This is a genomic window from Vibrio sp. THAF64 (assembly GCF_009363455.1).
GTDB classification, from domain to species: domain Bacteria; phylum Pseudomonadota; class Gammaproteobacteria; order Enterobacterales; family Vibrionaceae; genus Vibrio; species Vibrio coralliilyticus.
Window position 1 is genome coordinate 3,299,794 of the sequence record NZ_CP045355.1, and the last position, 17,076, is coordinate 3,316,869.

General features: G+C 48.1%; 10 protein-coding genes, 4 tRNA genes and 3 rRNA genes. 4 read left to right on the top strand and 13 right to left on the bottom strand.

Annotated elements, in window-relative coordinates; genetic code table 11:
• Positions 1 to 50: 50 nt before the first annotated feature.
• The gene (oxyR, locus tag FIU99_RS15400; protein WP_006957163.1) at positions 51 to 941 is read right to left on the bottom strand and encodes a DNA-binding transcriptional regulator OxyR; all 891 of its coding nucleotides are present in this window, start codon (positions 939 to 941) and stop codon (positions 51 to 53) included.
• 174 nt (positions 942 to 1,115) lie between these two features.
• On the opposite strand from oxyR, the gene FIU99_RS15405 reads away from it, so the two are divergent.
• Both FIU99_RS15405 and FIU99_RS15410 read left to right on the top strand, forming a co-directional pair.
• Entirely contained in the window at positions 1,116 to 1,844 is a 729-nt protein-coding gene (locus FIU99_RS15405; RefSeq protein ID WP_006957164.1) for a redoxin family protein, read from the top strand.
• A gap of 150 nt (positions 1,845 to 1,994) precedes the next feature.
• The gene (locus FIU99_RS15410) at positions 1,995 to 3,452 is read left to right on the top strand and encodes a dihydrolipoyl dehydrogenase (protein WP_006957165.1); all 1,458 of its coding nucleotides are present in this window, start codon (positions 1,995 to 1,997) and stop codon (positions 3,450 to 3,452) included.
• A gap of 56 nt (positions 3,453 to 3,508) precedes the next feature.
• On the opposite strand, the gene FIU99_RS15415 is transcribed toward FIU99_RS15410, so the two are convergent.
• The gene (locus FIU99_RS15415; protein ID WP_006957166.1) at positions 3,509 to 3,856 is read right to left on the bottom strand and encodes a RidA family protein; all 348 of its coding nucleotides are present in this window, start codon (positions 3,854 to 3,856) and stop codon (positions 3,509 to 3,511) included.
• A 64-nt stretch (positions 3,857 to 3,920) separates the two neighbouring features.
• Between FIU99_RS15415 and FIU99_RS15420 the strand changes: the two genes are divergently transcribed.
• Entirely contained in the window at positions 3,921 to 4,175 is a 255-nt protein-coding gene (locus FIU99_RS15420) for a DUF3624 domain-containing protein (RefSeq protein WP_039951089.1), read from the top strand.
• Positions 4,176 to 4,370: 195 nt separating this feature from the next.
• Here FIU99_RS15420 and argH read toward each other — a convergent pair whose 3' ends face one another.
• From argH to argC, 4 genes are all read right to left on the bottom strand, one after another.
• Positions 4,371 to 6,245, bottom strand: a complete 1,875-nt coding sequence (gene argH, locus FIU99_RS15425; protein ID WP_006957168.1) for an argininosuccinate lyase — start codon at positions 6,243 to 6,245, stop codon at positions 4,371 to 4,373.
• Positions 6,246 to 6,492: 247 nt separating this feature from the next.
• Complete coding sequence (locus tag FIU99_RS15430) at positions 6,493 to 7,707, bottom strand: argininosuccinate synthase (RefSeq protein WP_006957169.1); 1,215 nt, start codon at positions 7,705 to 7,707, stop codon at positions 6,493 to 6,495.
• Positions 7,708 to 7,803: 96 nt separating this feature from the next.
• Entirely contained in the window at positions 7,804 to 8,598 is a 795-nt protein-coding gene (gene argB / locus FIU99_RS15435) for an acetylglutamate kinase (RefSeq protein ID WP_006957170.1), read from the bottom strand.
• 23 nt (positions 8,599 to 8,621) lie between these two features.
• A complete protein-coding gene (argC, locus tag FIU99_RS15440; protein WP_039951085.1) occupies positions 8,622 to 9,626 on the bottom strand; it encodes an N-acetyl-gamma-glutamyl-phosphate reductase in 1,005 nt (334 codons plus the stop codon).
• A 154-nt stretch (positions 9,627 to 9,780) separates the two neighbouring features.
• Here argC and argE point away from each other — a divergent pair, with 154 nt between their 5' ends.
• Positions 9,781 to 10,917: an acetylornithine deacetylase gene (gene argE, locus FIU99_RS15445; protein WP_006957172.1), complete on the top strand. Its 1,137-nt coding sequence runs from the start codon at positions 9,781 to 9,783 to the stop codon at positions 10,915 to 10,917.
• 391 nt (positions 10,918 to 11,308) lie between these two features.
• On the opposite strand, the gene FIU99_RS15450 is transcribed toward argE, so the two are convergent.
• The 7 genes from FIU99_RS15450 to FIU99_RS15480 form a co-directional block, all read right to left on the bottom strand.
• A tRNA-Asp gene (locus FIU99_RS15450) sits at positions 11,309 to 11,385 on the bottom strand.
• A 31-nt stretch (positions 11,386 to 11,416) separates the two neighbouring features.
• Positions 11,417 to 11,532: ribosomal RNA gene (gene rrf, locus FIU99_RS15455) — 5S ribosomal RNA — on the bottom strand.
• A 161-nt stretch (positions 11,533 to 11,693) separates the two neighbouring features.
• Positions 11,694 to 14,582, bottom strand: a 23S ribosomal RNA gene (locus FIU99_RS15460).
• A gap of 350 nt (positions 14,583 to 14,932) precedes the next feature.
• Positions 14,933 to 15,008, bottom strand: a tRNA-Val gene (locus FIU99_RS15465).
• Positions 15,009 to 15,038: 30 nt separating this feature from the next.
• A tRNA-Lys gene (locus tag FIU99_RS15470) sits at positions 15,039 to 15,114 on the bottom strand.
• 2 nt (positions 15,115 to 15,116) lie between these two features.
• Positions 15,117 to 15,192, bottom strand: a tRNA-Glu gene (locus FIU99_RS15475).
• Positions 15,193 to 15,281: 89 nt separating this feature from the next.
• Positions 15,282 to 16,834, bottom strand: a 16S ribosomal RNA gene (locus tag FIU99_RS15480).
• Together the 16S, 23S and 5S rRNA genes with 4 tRNA genes alongside form the textbook arrangement of a ribosomal RNA operon.
• Between the last annotated feature and the right edge of the window lie 242 nt (positions 16,835 to 17,076).

Consider the following 17,076-nt stretch of genomic DNA (forward strand, 5'->3'; position numbering starts at 1 on the left):
AACAAAAAGGGCGGATGTCATGACATCCGCCCTTTTTTATTAGCTAAGATTTACTTAGCTTCAAGCTGATGCTTTATTGCTTCAGCCAGCTGTTCGAAACGAGCACGCAGCGGCGAACCAGGGCGGTACGCCAGTACAATGCTACGAGAAGGCACTGGGTTAGTCGCTCGGACATAACACACACCATCTTTTTGCTTTTCTTTCGGTAACGATAACTCGGGTAACAGAGTGATACCTGCCCCTGCAGCAACCATGTTACGCAGAGTTTCAAGACTCGTCGCTTTAAAACGCTCATCATCTTTTGCCCCAGCGGCAAAACAAAAACCCAGCGCCTGATCACGCAGGCAGTGCCCATCACCCAGTGCAAGCACGGTTTTGCCATTCAGCTCCAGCATGTCGATCTCTTCAAGAGCAGACCATTCATGATCACACGGTACGGCCACGCTCAATGGCTCTTCATATACTGCAATCTCTTTGAATGGGGCCGTTTCTGCTACCGATGCTAAAACCAGACAATCGAGCTTGCCATCTTCCAACTGACGTACCAACTGGTGAGTCTGTGCTTCATGCAAGAACAGTTCTAGCTCTGGGAACTGTTCCTTCAACGTCGGTACGATTTTCGGCAATAGATAAGGACCAACTGTTGGAATAAAACCTATGTGCATTGGCCCTGTCATGGCTTCACCTTGACCATTCGCCATATCACGAAAGGTTTTTACTTCTGACAGAATACGTTTGGCCTGATCCACCAGCTGTAGACCAGCATCGGTAAACAATACTCTTCGGCTGCTACGTTCCAGTAAGGCAGTACCCAATTCATCTTCCAATTTACGGATCTGTCCGCTCAGTGTCGGCTGGCTGACAAAGCAGGCTTCAGCGGCCTTACGGAAGTGGTTGTGCTCAGCGAGCGCTACCAGATACTCAAAATCACGGATATTCATCTTGCTAATTTACCTATCTCGATACGATAGAAAACATCTATCAAAACCATAGCATTAAACGATTAGAGCTATCAAAGGAAATTTAGAATAATAACCTCATCGAAACAAAGTCACTTAGCAAAAACACGCTAAGCTCTAATACGAATTAATCAGAATCTACCAAAGGACACTACTATGTTTGCGTCAAAAGAAGGTCAAAACGTTCCACAAGTTACATTCCCAACTCGTCAAGGTGATGCTTGGGTTAGTGTCACCAGCGATGAGCTGTTTAAAGGCAAGACAGTGATCCTTTTCAGTCTACCAGGTGCATTTACACCAACCTGTTCATCGAGTCACCTACCTCGCTACAACGAGTTGTTCCCTGTCTTTCAAGACCACGGCGTCGACGAAATTATCTGTGTCTCTGTGAATGACACTTTTGTGATGAACGCTTGGAAAAATGACCAGGAAGCAGACAACATCACTTTCCTACCAGATGGTAACGGTGAATTCACGGATGGTATGGGGCTACTGGTTGACAAGAACGATCTTGGCTTTGGCAAACGCTCATGGCGCTACAGCATGCTGGTTAAAGATGGCGTGGTTGAGAAAATGTTCATTGAACCAAACGAGCCAGGCGACCCGTTCAAAGTGTCTGATGCAGATACTATGCTGAATTACATCGCACCTAACTACAAAACACAGGAATCGATCACTGTATTCACTAAACCAGGCTGTCCTTTCTGTGCCAAGGCGAAACAAAATCTTATCGACCACGGTCTTCAGTATGAGGAAGTGATTCTGGGTAAAGATGCAACAACAGTAAGTTTGCGTGCTATTTCAGGCCGTACAACGGTACCTCAGGTCTTCATCGGTGGTAAGCACATTGGTGGCAGCGAAGAGCTTGAATCTTACCTAGGCTAATTGTATCGCTACCTCGATTCTCCGGCTTTCCCTAAGGTCGGAGAATCTATTGCAGAACCAAGCCGCTATCTTAATTTTACTCTGGCAGCGGAATCAAATTCATCCCCCAGGTTGGCTAGGAAGCCTGGAAAGACAAAGCGAGAACTCACAATGAAACAGCTCAATGTCGATGTTGCTATTATTGGTGGTGGTACAGCCGGTCTAGGCGCATATCGCTCAGCCAAAGCGCATACCTCTAGTGTCGTTATGATTGAAGGTGGGCCATACGGAACAACCTGTGCTCGAGTGGGCTGCATGCCATCTAAGCTGCTGATCGCGGCTGCAGAAAGCGTGCATCAGATAGAAAAAGCACCGGGCTTTGGTATCCATCCGCAAGGTGAGGTTGTCATCAATGGCCGTGAAGTCATGGATCGCGTCAAGAGAGAGCGTGATCGCTTCGTTGGCTTTGTACTTGAAGGCGTGGATGAGATCCCAGCTGAAGACAAAATCGCGGGCTACGCTAAATTTGTCGACAACAACACATTGATGGTGGATGACCATACCCAGATCACGGCCAAACGTATTGTGATTGCAACAGGCTCTCGCCCGGCTTATCCGGGTGTCTGGAATGAGCTAGGGGATCGTTTGGTCATTAATGATGATGTGTTTGATTGGGATGATCTGCCTGAATCGGTAGCCGTCTTTGGCCCGGGGGTGATCGGCCTTGAACTGGGGCAGGCACTGCATCGGCTCGGCGTTAAGGTCAAACTGTTTGGCCTCGGCGGTCAAGTAGGGCCGATAACAGATCCTGAAGTGATGGCCTATGCCGACAAAGCGTTTAAAGAAGAGTTCTATCTTGATGCTGACGTGAAAGTCGAAAGCATGCGACGCGTAGAAGGTGAAGATAAAGTCGAGATCCAATTCATCAATCACGATGGCGAGCTGGAAACCTTCATTGTTGACTATGTACTTGCTGCGACGGGTCGCCGTCCAAATGTCGATCAGTTGGCAATTGAAAATACCCAAGTTGCCCTTGATGAACGCGGCGTACCAACAGCCGACCATTACACACTGCAAACATCAGTAGACAATATTTTTATCGCCGGCGATGCCAGTAACCAGATTCCGTTGCTCCATGAGGCGGCAGATCAAGGCCGAATTGCCGGTGACAATGCAGGTCGCTATCCAGATATCCGAGCAGGATTACGTCGTTCGTCAATCTCAGCGGTATTCTCTGACCCTCAGATTGCAATGGTAGGTGAATCCTTTAAACAACTTGAAACCCGTCTAGGTAACTGTGGCTGCTTTGCGACAGGAGAGGTGTCATTTGAAGGTCAAGGTCGTTCACGCGTTATGCTACGCAACAAAGGCATCTTGCATGTCTATGGTGAACAAGGTACCGGGCGTTTCCTAGGGGCTGAAATGATAGGACCTAATGCTGAGCATCTTGCACACTTACTGGCGTGGGCACATCAAAATAAGATGACCGTTTCAGAAATGCTCGATATGCCTTTCTATCACCCAGTGATTGAAGAAGGAGTTCGCACTGCTCTGCGGGACCTGAATGCGAAACTGCACTTAGGCCCAGAGATGATTAAACACTGTCTTGATTGTGGACCGGGTTGCTAACCCTAAACAAAAAATAAAAACGAGCCAATTGGCTCGTTTTTTATCATATAGACTCATTATTTCTCAGCTGCAATCACAGAGATCTCCACCAACAAGGCTTCACGCGCCATATCAGCAGTAACACATGCTCGAGCTGGAGCGTGACCTTCAGGAACCCATGCATCCCATACCGCATTCATTTCCTGGAAGTCTTTCATGTCCTTCAAATAAATCGTCGCAGACAACATATGCTCCTTGTCACTGCCCGCTTCAAGCAGCAGCTCTTCAACTTTATCCAACATAGTTTGCGTCTGTTCAGTAATGCCTTTCGTCGCATCCGCACACACTTGCCCACATAGGTAAATCGTGCCGTTATGCTTCACGATACGGCTCATACGTTGTTTAGTTTGTTGACGTTCGATCATTTTTATCACTTTCACGTTAGCTTGAGATATTATCAAAGCACATGTTACCCAATAAACGATGCTCATGACATGCGACTACTGTAAAAATAGCAACTGGTTCTGGAAAAAAATAGGCCGTTGTCAGCGATGTATGGATCAGCTTACTGTGCTATCAGTATTGTGCTGGGTTATCTGGTGGTTTGCCTTCAGAGATAACCCTCTAAGCATAGAGTCTATCGCTTTGATCATCGCAGGGTTCGCATTTAACAGCTTGTTATTCCTTCACCTCTGGATGCGCTTTGTCATTTTACCTTGGCGGCGCAGAAACAAAAAAGGTTAGAGGTAATGGGTTTTGGGGAAACATTCTCGGTACGAGAAAAGAAAAAAGCCCCAAAATCAACGTCGATTCTGGGGCTCTCTTAGATTCTTCTAAGAAAAAGCAGTGGTACTTTAATAGACCCTGCCTTTTGAATAAGGTTCCCAAAAACATTCGATCTTTTTTGATCTTTCTTCGAAAACCTTAACCATCAATGCGTTAAGCAACATTTGCTCGCGCGATAGATTTCTCAACCAGATTCACTTCTAACGCAACTTCATCACAAGCGTGCTGGCGAGGGCACTGATCACAATCTTTAAGCACTTTCTCCGGTAATAGCGACTTCGATGTCGGTAGAAAACTTTGCTTCATAAAGAACTCTGGAGTACGAGTCAGAACGAACACTTTCTTGATCGCCATCTGGCGCGCTTTTTCCACCAAGTATTGTACAATCGCGCTTCCCTGACCTTGCCCTTGCCAGCCCGCTTCGACACCCAGTGAACGAATCTCGGCCAGCCCAGAGTCATAGACATAGAGCGACGCACATCCAGTCACCTCGCCATGGTGCTCTGCAACGGCGAAAGAGCCAATATCTCTCACCAGTTCACTGCGAGAACGAGGTAAGTTCTCCCCCATATTGGCCCAGTAAGTCACCATACCTTCTAGCGCTTCAATATCCGTCAAACGCGCAGGACGAACATTCACCGCAGAGGTATCCCGTTTGATAAGGCGCCCTTCCGCTTGCTCGACTGCATGAGCGACTTGCTTTGGCGAAACCCCGCCCAGAGCACTACGCTTCTCAAGGCACGATTCTATCGTCAGTATGCTGTAAACATCTTCTTCTATGACTGAGGAGAACTCTTTCAGTTCCGCAATCGACAGTTCCTCTAACGCACAACCTTTCGCAATGGCTCCCACTACTGCAACACCCACAATGTGGTGTGCCTCACGGAATGGGATGCCTTTAGCCACCAGATAATCTGCCAACTCAGTGGCATTCGCATAGCCTTGTTTCGCAGCTTCCAATGTACGCTCGCCGTTTACTTTGATGCCATCGAAACAAAGCGCCGCCATTTCCATACAGTCGTTCCAGGTGTCTAGCGCATCGAACAGCCCTTCTTTGTCTTCCTGCATATCTTTGTTGTAAGCGAGCGGCAATGCTTTCACCGTCATCATCATGCCAGCCAGTGAGCCGTAGACCCGCCCTGTCTTACCACGTATCAGCTCCAGCGCATCTGGGTTTTTCTTTTGTGGCATCAACGACGATCCTGAGGTCACAGTATCCGCCAATTCGATAAAGTTAGACTCGCCCGAGTTGTAGAAAATCATATCTTCTGCCAAACGCGACAAGTGAAGCATAGAAATAGAGGCTACCGACATCAGCTCCATGACATGATCACGGTCGGAAACCGAATCCAGTGAGTTCCGTGTCGCGCGGCGAAAACCAAGGTTATGCGCCAGCTGCTCCCGGTCGATAGGGTAAGCCGTTCCTGCCAAAGCACCGGAACCAAGCGGGCAAGTATCTAAACGTTCGATGGCGTCATGAAGGCGCGAGTAGTCCCGCTCGAACATTTCCACATAAGCCAAACACCAATGGGCAAACGTCACCGGCTGGGCACGCTGCAAGTGTGTGTAGCCTGGCAGAACCGTTGCCTGATGCTCTTTCGCGACCGATACCATTTGAGATTGCAGACGATCCAATGCCATCAGTAGCTGTTGACCTTGCTGACGACACCAGAGTTTAAGGTCAGTCGCGACCTGATCGTTTCTAGAACGGCCTGTGTGCAGTTTTTTGCCTAAGTCACCCACTTTGCCAATCAGTTGTTGCTCAACCCATGAATGGATATCTTCCGCGTCAGAACGAAGGATCTGATGAGGATCTTCCATCACTTCTAGCTTAAGTTCATTCAACGCCAGTTCTAGCTTCTGTTGCTCTTCTTCATTAAGCACATCCACTGATAACAACGCTTTCGACCAAGCGATTGAGCCCACAATATCTTGTTCTGCCAATCGGTAATCAAAGCGCAATGAATCGTTAAATTCTTTGAATCTCGTGTCTGCTGCTTGGGTAAATCTTCCGCCCCATAATGCCATTGCGTATCTCCTGATTACCGGTGCTCACTGTCAGTGCGAACAGTTTTTGATCTATTGCTATTTCTGGGTGAAACCCAGTATTTTTCTGATGGTTCAAACTTACGGCAATTCAAACCAAAAATAAAGTATTAATTCATTATTTCTACATATTTATTCATGGGCATTTTAAGCGCTGTTGTTTTGGTTACCAAAAAACAACGAGCCCATTTGCTAAGCAAATGGGCTCGTCAGCTAGATAAGTTAAGGGTTACTTTTTCTGACTATTCAGCGCACGAATACGGCTAGACAGTGAGTAAAGGCGAATGAAGCCTTCTGCATGGCTTTGATCGTAAACTTCATCTTCACCAAAAGTAGCAAACTCTTCACAATAAAGGCTGTTCACTGAGCGCTTCTGGGTCACCGTAGCTTGACCTTTATACAACTTAATCACGACTTCACCGTTTACATTTTGAGCCAGTTCTTCTGACGCTGCGAGAATGGATTTACACAATGGTGTGAACCAACGGCCGTCGTATACAAGATGAGAAGCCTTAACGCCTAGTTCTTCACGGAATTCAAATGCGGTCTTATCCAGTACCAGCTGCTCAACAGCACGCAGCGCTTCCATCATAATCGTGCCACCCGGAGTTTCATAACAACCACGAGACTTCATACCAACCAGACGGTTTTCTACAATATCGATACGGCCAACACCATGCTTAGCACCTTTTTCATTCAGGTAAACAAGTGCGTTGTATGGCGTCATGTTTTCACCATCCACGCCAACCACTTCGCCTTTTTCGACTTTCAGCGTAACGTATTCAGCTTCATTCGGAGCTTGCTCAGGATCGGCTGTCCAAACCCAGCAGTCTTCATTAGGCGCATTCCACGTATTTTCCAGAACACCACCTTCTGTTGAGATGTGCCATGCATTAGCATCACGTGAATAAATCTTCGTTAGTGAAGCCGTACAAGGAATGTTGCGTTCAGCAAGGTAGTCCAGACACTCTTCACGGCTAACCAGATCCCATTCGCGCCAAGGGGCAATCACATGAAGATCAGGGGCCAAAGCGGCAAAAGCGCCTTCAAAACGTACTTGGTCGTTACCTTTACCTGTACAGCCGTGGCAAAGGGCATCGGCGCCTACTTTACGCGCAACCTCAACCTGAGCTTTCGCAATGATTGGGCGAGCCATCGATGTACCCAACAAGTATTTGCCTTCGTAGTAAGCACCTGTTTTCAGCGTCGGGTAGATGTAGTCTGCGACCATTTCTTCTTTCAGGTCAGCGACATAACACTCAGATGCACCTGAAGCCTTCGCTTTTGCTTCGATGCCTTCTAATTCTTCTGCACCTTGACCAACATCGGCCACAAACGCGACCACTTCACAATCATAGTTTTCTTTCAACCAAGGGATAATCACTGAAGTATCCAGACCGCCAGAATATGCGACTACTACTTTATTTACTTTTAACTTGCTCATTTTCTTTTCTCCAAAATCCCGGCTCTGCGCGTGGCGGTCAGTGCTACGGGTGACTTTTTCGTTCTTTTTGTTGTGCTCGTGCCTTAACACAAGCGACTAATTCTTAGGTAAAAATTGTGTCCCGATGCTTTGCCCAGCAAACAGCTCTGCGAGCTTTTCTGGATAACGCCAGGTAGCCACTTCTATTGGTCGGCCTAAATCGTTAGCCGCTTCCAGTGCTGCATTGACTTTGACGATCATGCCGTCAGTGATTACCTGCGCATTGATCAGACTTTGTGCTTCTTGCTCATCTAAGCTTTTGATCAGATGGCCTTTGCCATCCAAAACGCCACTGACGTCTGACAATAGAACAAGCTCGGCATCCAAGGCACCTGCAACGGCAACCGCCGCTTGGTCAGCATTGACGTTCATCATCTGACCTTCTGCAGTCAGGCCAATTGAGCTAATAATAGGTAATGTATCAGCGGATAAAATCGCCTGTAACACGGTAGAGTTACCTGGTGTCGCTTTACCAACAGCGCCTAGTTCTGGATCCAACTCTTCAACCTGACACAAGCCACCATCAGCAAGGGATAACCCGACAGCATTCAAACCGTCTTTGATCGCCTGCCCCTGAAGCATCTTGTTCGCCGTACCGGCTAAAGCACCTGCTATCAAGGGAATTTGCTCATAGGGAGTCACACGAAGCCCGTCTTTTTTCAGCGTTTCAATCTGAAGCTGAGCCATAAGATCGTCCACTAGATAACCTCCTCCATGGACGATCACGATTCGTCGCTGAGCCTGCTTTTGATAGTCAGCAATTGCACTAAAAACCTGACTTAACGTCTCAGTACACGAAAGGGCAGCACCGCCCAATTTGATCACTAATGGAGTTGGTTTGTTATCTGTCATTACTTTTCCCTTTACCAACTTGCTTATACAAGGGCAGTTAACTCTGGAAATCCGTAGTGGATATTTAAACATTGCATCGCTTGACTCGATGCACCTTTAAGCAAGTTATCAATCGCAGAAACGACAATGATATGCTCGCCTTGTACCTTCCAACCAATATCGCAGAAAGGTGTATTTTCAACATGTTGAATACTGGGTAACGTCGCTTGGTGCAGGCGCACCGCAGGTTTATTCTCATATGCCGTATTAAATGCTTTTGAGATCTGCTGCTCACTCACTCCGCTAGCTAACTTCATAGTGATGGTCGCAAGGATGCCACGTTTAAAGTTACCTAAGTGAGGGGTAAAAATTACCTCAGTCCCCAGATGAGTCGCGATCTCAGGTTGGTGCCTGTGGCTGAACACACCATAAGGCTGCAAACTCACTTCACAGAAACTGTTGGTCATCGATGCTTTTCGACCAGCTCCTGAGACACCACTGGTTGCGTTGATTACTGGCCACTGAACAGAATCCAGCAAACCCGCCTCGACCAAAGGTTTAATCGCAAGCTGTGAGGCTGTTGGGTAACAGCCTGGTACAGCAATGAGCTGACTCTGTTTAATGGCGCTGTGGTTCCATTCAACAAGACCGTAAGCTGCGCTATCTAGCCAATCTTCATGTTGATGCTCAAAACCATAAAATTCGTTATAGAAGCCGTGTTTCTTAACTCGGAAAGCGCCCGACAAGTCGAATACCTGACAACCTTGTTTCAAAAACGTAGGCGCAATGTCGTGGCTGACCTCATGGGCAGTAGCAAGAAAAACTACATCGCATTCCGCCGCTACAGCATTGATATCTTTCAAAGGCTCTACAGGCTGACTGATAATACCCGCCAGTTTTCCATGTAGCTCAGAGATACATTTACCGGCATCAACACTATTGGCGGAGACATATAAACCTGATAGCGTAAGTTGTGGGTGTTTATGCACCATAAGTGCTAACTCAGCTCCGGTATAACCGCTGGCGCCAATAATTGTAGTTTTGAGCATCTCAGACATCCATTAAGACCTTAAAATCGTCACCCAACCAGTGACTATAAATTTAATAAACTTAGCTTTTAATGGTTTTTTATTCATTAAAACTGATTTATTATGTGTTTTACCTTCATTATTGATTTATGTCAACAGGCAAAGCGAACTTAATATGCAAATACCCAGTTTTCTTGAGGTCTACAAAGGCCTGATTTCTACCTCTTCCATCAGTTCAACCGATCCGAGTTGGGATGAAGGGAATGCAAAAGTCATTGAAAAGCTTGCCAGTTGGATGCAAGACATAGGTTTTGAAGTCGACATTATCGAAGTCGAACCCGGGAAGTTTAATCTGCTAGGTAAAATAGGAAGCGGTGAAGGAGGGCTGTTGCTGGCTGGTCACAGCGATACAGTACCTTTCGATGAAGGTCGCTGGAATTACGAACCTCATGCCCTCACGGAAGCGAATAACCGCTTCTACGGTCTAGGAACGGCTGATATGAAAGGTTTCTTTGCCTTCATTCTTGAAGCTGTAAAGAAGGTTAACTGGAGTAAACAAAGTAAGCCGTTATATGTCTTAGCGACTTGTGATGAAGAGACGACCATGCTCGGTGCGCGTCATTTTACCGATAACGCACCATTCAAGCCAGACTATTGCATTATCGGGGAGCCTACTAGTTTGGTTCCGATACGAGGCCATAAAGGCCATGTTGCCAATGCTATTCGAGTCACAGGCAAATCTGGCCATTCGTCAGATCCGGCTTTAGGAGTCAACGCCATTGAAATCATGCATGAAATCCTTTTTGCCATGATGCAGTTGCGTGACAAGCTCATCAAAGAGTATCACCATCCTGGGTTCGCGATTCCAAGCCCAACACTTAACCTTGGCCACATTCATGGTGGAGACAGCGCTAACCGCATCTGTGGTTGTTGTGAGCTTCATTATGACGTACGCCCTCTGCCTGGGATAAGCCTTGATGGCTTGGACAACATGCTTCGTGGCGCCTTAAAAGAAATCGAGACCAAATGGCCTGGCCGGATTGATATAACACCTCTACACGAACCGATTCCTGGTTACGAATGTCAGCATGATCATCCTTTTATAGGAGGCGTGGAAGAGATATGTGGCACTGACTCAGAAACTGTCAATTACTGTACTGAAGCTCCCTTCCTTCAACAGCTATGTCCAACGCTAGTACTTGGCCCGGGGTCTATTGACCAAGCTCACCAACCGGATGAATTTCTGGCGTTTGAGTTTATCGACCCTACTGTCGAGATACTTTCCAAAGCTATATATAAATATTGCTTCTAGCCAACCTAAGACGAGTACTTCAGCACTCATCTCCAGATATAAACAAGCCCGTTGCGCCAGCAGCGGGCTTTAGATTTCATATTCTAGAAACTACGAAGCCCGATCTGGAGATTGGGCTTCTATATAAACATCGGTTCGATTGAGTTTGTAGATTCCTACAACCAAACGCAAGTTGGATTTGTTCCCTTGAGGGGAATAGCTTTGCTCCTAAACGACAAAACCCAGTCCTTAGACTGGGTTTCTCAATAAGTAGCAGAAGGTGGAGACACCGTATAAGTGATAACTGAGTTCGGATTTGCACTTAAACTGGGCTCGTTGGCCACAGACCAAAAAACAATACTGCAGATACGAAAAAGCCCTAACATCGCTGTTAGGGCTTTCTCTGAATAAGTGGCGGAGCGGACGGGACTCGAACCCGCGACCCCCGGCGTGACAGGCCGGTATTCTAACCAACTGAACTACCGCTCCGCACTGGTTAGACTTAAAGTCTAAATTTAAAGCCTGGCGATGTCCTACTCTCACATGGGGAAGCCCCACACTACCATCGGCGCTATTGCGTTTCACTTCTGAGTTCGGCATGGAATCAGGTGGGTCCACAACGCTATGGTCGCCAAGCAAATTCTTTATCAATTTGCTCGCAAATTCAAACGCACTTTAGTGCGGCCCTTTAGGGTGAGATTTGCTTGCAAATCGAATAATTCGGAAAGCTGTTATTGTGTTCTCTACACATTCAATCTGTTCTTACTTTGAGTCCATCAAAACCCTTTGGGTGTTGTATGGTTAAGCCTCACGGGCAATTAGTACAGGTTAGCTCAACGCCTCACAACGCTTACACACCCTGCCTATCAACGTTCTAGTCTCGAACAACCCTTTAGGACCCTCAAGGGGTCAGGGAAGACTCATCTCAGGGCTCGCTTCCCGCTTAGATGCTTTCAGCGGTTATCGATTCCGAACTTAGCTACCGGGCAATGCCATTGGCATGACAACCCGAACACCAGAGGTTCGTCCACTCCGGTCCTCTCGTACTAGGAGCAGCCCCCTTCAATCTTCCAACGCCCACGGCAGATAGGGACCGAACTGTCTCACGACGTTCTAAACCCAGCTCGCGTACCACTTTAAATGGCGAACAGCCATACCCTTGGGACCGACTTCAGCCCCAGGATGTGATGAGCCGACATCGAGGTGCCAAACACCGCCGTCGATATGAACTCTTGGGCGGTATCAGCCTGTTATCCCCGGAGTACCTTTTATCCGTTGAGCGATGGCCCTTCCATACAGAACCACCGGATCACTATGACCTGCTTTCGCACCTGCTCGAATTGTCATTCTCGCAGTCAAGCGGGCTTATGCCATTGCACTAACCTCACGATGTCCAACCGTGATTAGCCCACCTTCGTGCTCCTCCGTTACTCTTTGGGAGGAGACCGCCCCAGTCAAACTACCCACCAGGCACTGTCCTCAACCCGGATGACGGGTCTAAGTTAGAACATCAACACTACAAGGGTGGTATTTCAAGGACGGCTCCACCGATACTGGCGTACCGGTTTCAAAGCCTCCCACCTATCCTACACATGTAGGGTCAATGTTCAGTGCCAAGCTGTAGTAAAGGTTCACGGGGTCTTTCCGTCTAGCCGCGGGTACACTGCATCTTCACAGCGATTTCAATTTCACTGAGTCTCGGGTGGAGACAGCGTGGCCATCATTACGCCATTCGTGCAGGTCGGAACTTACCCGACAAGGAATTTCGCTACCTTAGGACCGTTATAGTTACGGCCGCCGTTTACCGGGGCTTCGATCAAGAGCTTCGACTTACGTCTAACCCCATCAATTAACCTTCCGGCACCGGGCAGGCGTCACACCGTATACGTCATCTTACGATTTTGCACAGTGCTGTGTTTTTAATAAACAGTTGCAGCCACCTGGTATCTGCGACTCCCGTTAGCTCCATCCGCAAGGGACTTCACCGACAGGAGCGTACCTTCTCCCGAAGTTACGGTACCATTTTGCCTAGTTCCTTCACCCGAGTTCTCTCAAGCGCCTTGGTATTCTCTACCCGACCACCTGTGTCGGTTTGGGGTACGATTCCTTACAATCTGAAGCTTAGAGGCTTTTCCTGGAAGCATGGCATCAATGACTTCACACCCGTAGGTGCTCGACGTCGTGTCTCAGCCTTAGAGAGAGCCGGATTTACCTAACTCTCAAGCCTACGCACTTGAACCTGGACAACCGTCGCCAGGCCCACCTAGCCTTCTCCGTCCCCCCATCGCAATTGTAAGAAGTACGGGAATATTAACCCGTTTCCCATCGACTACGCCTTTCGGCCTCGCCTTAGGGGTCGACTTACCCTGCCCCGATTAACGTTGGACAGGAACCCTTGGTCTTCCGGCGAGGAGGTTTTTCACCCCCTTTATCGTTACTCATGTCAGCATTCGCACTTCTGATACCTCCAGCAAGCTTTACAGCTCACCTTCAACGGCTTACAGAACGCTCCCCTACCCAATACATAAAATGCATTGCCGCAGCTTCGGTTTACAGCTTAGCCCCGTTACATCTTCCGCGCAGGCCGACTCGACTAGTGAGCTATTACGCTTTCTTTAAATGATGGCTGCTTCTAAGCCAACATCCTAGCTGTCTAAGCCTTCCCACATCGTTTCCCACTTAGCTGTAATTTGGGACCTTAGCTGGCGGTCTGGGTTGTTTCCCTCTCCACGACGGACGTTAGCACCCGCCGTGTGTCTCCCGGATAGTACTTACTGGTATTCGGAGTTTGCAAAGGGTTGGTAAGTCGGGATGACCCCCTAGCCTTAACAGTGCTCTACCCCCAGTAGTATTCGTCCGAGGCTCTACCTAAATAGATTTCGGGGAGAACCAGCTATCTCCAGGTTTGATTGGCCTTTCACCCCTAGCCACAAGTCATCCGCTAATTTTTCAACATTAGTCGGTTCGGTCCTCCAGTTGATGTTACTCAACCTTCAACCTGCCCATGGCTAGATCACCTGGTTTCGGGTCTATATCCAGCAACTCGACGCCCAGTTAAGACTCGATTTCTCTACGGCTCCCCTAGATGGTTAACCTTGCTACTGAATATAAGTCGCTGACCCATTATACAAAAGGTACGCAGTCACACCACGAAGGTGCTCCTACTGCTTGTACGTACACGGTTTCAGGTTCTATTTCACTCCCCTCACAGGGGTTCTTTTCGCCTTTCCCTCACGGTACTGGTTCACTATCGGTCAGTCAGTAGTATTTAGCCTTGGAGGATGGTCCCCCCATATTCAGACAGGATATCACGTGTCCCGCCCTACTCGATTTCACCTAAAATGCGCTGTCGGTTACGGGGCTATCACCCTGTATCGCAGAACTTTCCAGAACTTTCACCTGACGCATTAAAGGCTTAAGGGCTAGTCCAATTTCGCTCGCCGCTACTTTCGGAATCTCGGTTGATTTCTTTTCCTCGGGGTACTTAGATGTTTCAGTTCCCCCGGTTCGCCTCATTACCCTATGTATTCAGGTAATGATACCTGCTTATGCAGGTGGGTTTCCCCATTCGGAAATCCCAGACTCAAATGGCTTTTACTGCCTAATCTGGGCTTATCGCAAGTTAATACGTCCTTCATCGCCTCTGACTGCCAAGGCATCCACCGTGTACGCTTAGTCACTTAACCATACAACCCCAAAGGGTCTTACAATCAAACAACCAAAGTTGTCTGCCATTATTTAAACATGATGCAGACTCGATTTTGCCGGACTCAAATTTCCAAGAACACTTGAATGTGTGTTGGTACCTAGTTCTTAGTAACAAATAGCTAAGAATTAGGATTTGAGAACTTTAAATGAATAACAACGCATCTCATAGAGATGGGGATTGTTGTTATTCGTCAGCTTTCCAAATTGTTAAAGAGCATGTTTCTTCACAAGGAAGTTACATTTTCTAAAGACTTTCAGCGGCAAAAATCCAACCACGTACGTATTACTGAAGTGGTTTGGAAATTTGAATCCAAAAATACTTAGAGAATGGTGGGCGATACCGGGCTCGAACCAGTGACCCCCTGCTTGTAAGGCAGGTGCTCTCCCAACTGAGCTAATCGCCCACATAAGTTTTAATTCTTCGTGGAGAAGAATGGTGGGTCGTGCAGGATTCGAACCTGCGACCAATTGATTAAAAGTCAACTGCTCTACCAACTGAGCTAACGACCCAATGGTATCCCGTAGGGGAGTCGAACCCCTGTTACCGCCGTGAAAGGGCGGTGTCCTAGGCCTCTAGACGAACGGGACACTAAGTTGAACATCTTGGGGGATGTTCATTCTCTTAAACTACATAAACCATCAATCTGTGTGGACACTCATCGTGAGTAATCATCGTATAAGGAGGTGATCCAGCGCCAGGTTCCCCTAGCGCTACCTTGTTACGACTTCACCCCAGTCATGAACCACAAAGTGGTGAGCGTCCCCCCGAAGGTTAAACTACCCACTTCTTTTGCAGCCCACTCCCATGGTGTGACGGGCGGTGTGTACAAGGCCCGGGAACGTATTCACCGTAGCATTCTGATCTACGATTACTAGCGATTCCGACTTCATGGAGTCGAGTTGCAGACTCCAATCCGGACTACGACGCACTTTTTGGGATTCGCTCACTTTCGCAAGTTGGCCGCCCTCTGTATGCGCCATTGTAGCACGTGTGTAGCCCTACTCGTAAGGGCCATGATGACTTGACGTCGTCCCCACCTTCCTCCGGTTTATCACCGGCAGTCTCCCTGGAGTTCCCGACATGACTCGCTGGCAAACAAGGATAAGGGTTGCGCTCGTTGCGGGACTTAACCCAACATTTCACAACACGAGCTGACGACAGCCATGCAGCACCTGTCTCTCAGTTCCCGAAGGCACAAGACTGTCTCCAGTCTCTTCTGAGGATGTCAAGAGTAGGTAAGGTTCTTCGCGTTGCATCGAATTAAACCACATGCTCCACCGCTTGTGCGGGCCCCCGTCAATTCATTTGAGTTTTAATCTTGCGACCGTACTCCCCAGGCGGTCTACTTAACGCGTTAGCTCCGAAAGCCACGGCTCAAGGCCACAACCTCCAAGTAGACATCGTTTACGGCGTGGACTACCAGGGTATCTAATCCTGTTTGCTCCCCACGCTTTCGCATCTGAGTGTCAGTATCTGTCCAGGGGGCCGCCTTCGCCACCGGTATTCCTTCAGATCTCTACGCATTTCACCGCTACACCTGAAATTCTACCCCCCTCTACAGTACTCTAGTCTGCCAGTTTCAAATGCAATTCCGAGGTTGAGCCCCGGGCTTTCACATCTGACTTAACAAACCACCTGCATGCGCTTTACGCCCAGTAATTCCGATTAACGCTCGCACCCTCCGTATTACCGCGGCTGCTGGCACGGAGTTAGCCGGTGCTTCTTCTGCAGCTAACGTCAAATGAATGCGCTATTAACACATCCACCTTCCTCACTGCTGAAAGTACTTTACAACCCGAAGGCCTTCTTCATACACGCGGCATGGCTGCATCAGGCTTGCGCCCATTGTGCAATATTCCCCACTGCTGCCTCCCGTAGGAGTCTGGACCGTGTCTCAGTTCCAGTGTGGCTGATCATCCTCTCAGACCAGCTAGGGATCGTCGCCTTGGTGAGCCATTACCTCACCAACTAGCTAATCCCACCTGGGCATATCCTGACGCGAGAGGCCCGAAGGTCCCCCTCTTTGAGCCGAAGCTATTATGCGGTATTAGCCATCGTTTCCAATGGTTATCCCCCACATCAGGGCAATTTCCCAGGCATTACTCACCCGTCCGCCGCTCGACGCCGTTATCGTTCCCCGAAGGTTCAGACAACTCGTTTCCGCTCGACTTGCATGTGTTAGGCCTGCCGCCAGCGTTCAATCTGAGCCATGATCAAACTCTTCAATTTAAGATTTTGTTCGGCTCAATGAATACTGAACATTACATAAGTAATGTTTGAATTGACTGTGCTGAATCCGAAGATTCAATGGTCACTTCGTATCATTGAAACCTAATTTGATACCGAAGTATCGAATTGGATTATCATCAACGAGTGCCCACACAGATTGATAGGTTTATATTGTTAAAGAGCTGTGCTTTCAGTGTCTTAGCACCTAAGCAGGACGCGTATATTACGCGACTGACTGTTGA

Bases quoted from the DNA above. Each gene is read 5' to 3' on its own strand.
- FIU99_RS15420 (WP_039951089.1), top strand. From the start codon at position 3,921: ATGACATGCGACTACTGTAAAAATAGCAACTGGTTCTGGAAAAAAATA.
- FIU99_RS15430 (WP_006957169.1), bottom strand. From the start codon at position 7,707: ATGAGCAAGTTAAAAGTAAATAAAGTAGTAGTCGCATATTCTGGCGGT.
- FIU99_RS15415 (WP_006957166.1), bottom strand. From the start codon at position 3,856: ATGATCGAACGTCAACAAACTAAACAACGTATGAGCCGTATCGTGAAG.
- FIU99_RS15405 (WP_006957164.1), top strand. From the start codon at position 1,116: ATGTTTGCGTCAAAAGAAGGTCAAAACGTTCCACAAGTTACATTCCCA.
- FIU99_RS15410 (WP_006957165.1), top strand. From the start codon at position 1,995: ATGAAACAGCTCAATGTCGATGTTGCTATTATTGGTGGTGGTACAGCC.
- argB (WP_006957170.1), bottom strand. From the start codon at position 8,598: ATGACAGATAACAAACCAACTCCATTAGTGATCAAATTGGGCGGTGCT.
- argC (WP_039951085.1), bottom strand. From the start codon at position 9,626: ATGCTCAAAACTACAATTATTGGCGCCAGCGGTTATACCGGAGCTGAG.
- argH (WP_006957168.1), bottom strand. From the start codon at position 6,245: ATGGCATTATGGGGCGGAAGATTTACCCAAGCAGCAGACACGAGATTC.
- argE (WP_006957172.1), top strand. From the start codon at position 9,781: ATGCAAATACCCAGTTTTCTTGAGGTCTACAAAGGCCTGATTTCTACC.
- oxyR (WP_006957163.1), bottom strand. From the start codon at position 941: ATGAATATCCGTGATTTTGAGTATCTGGTAGCGCTCGCTGAGCACAAC.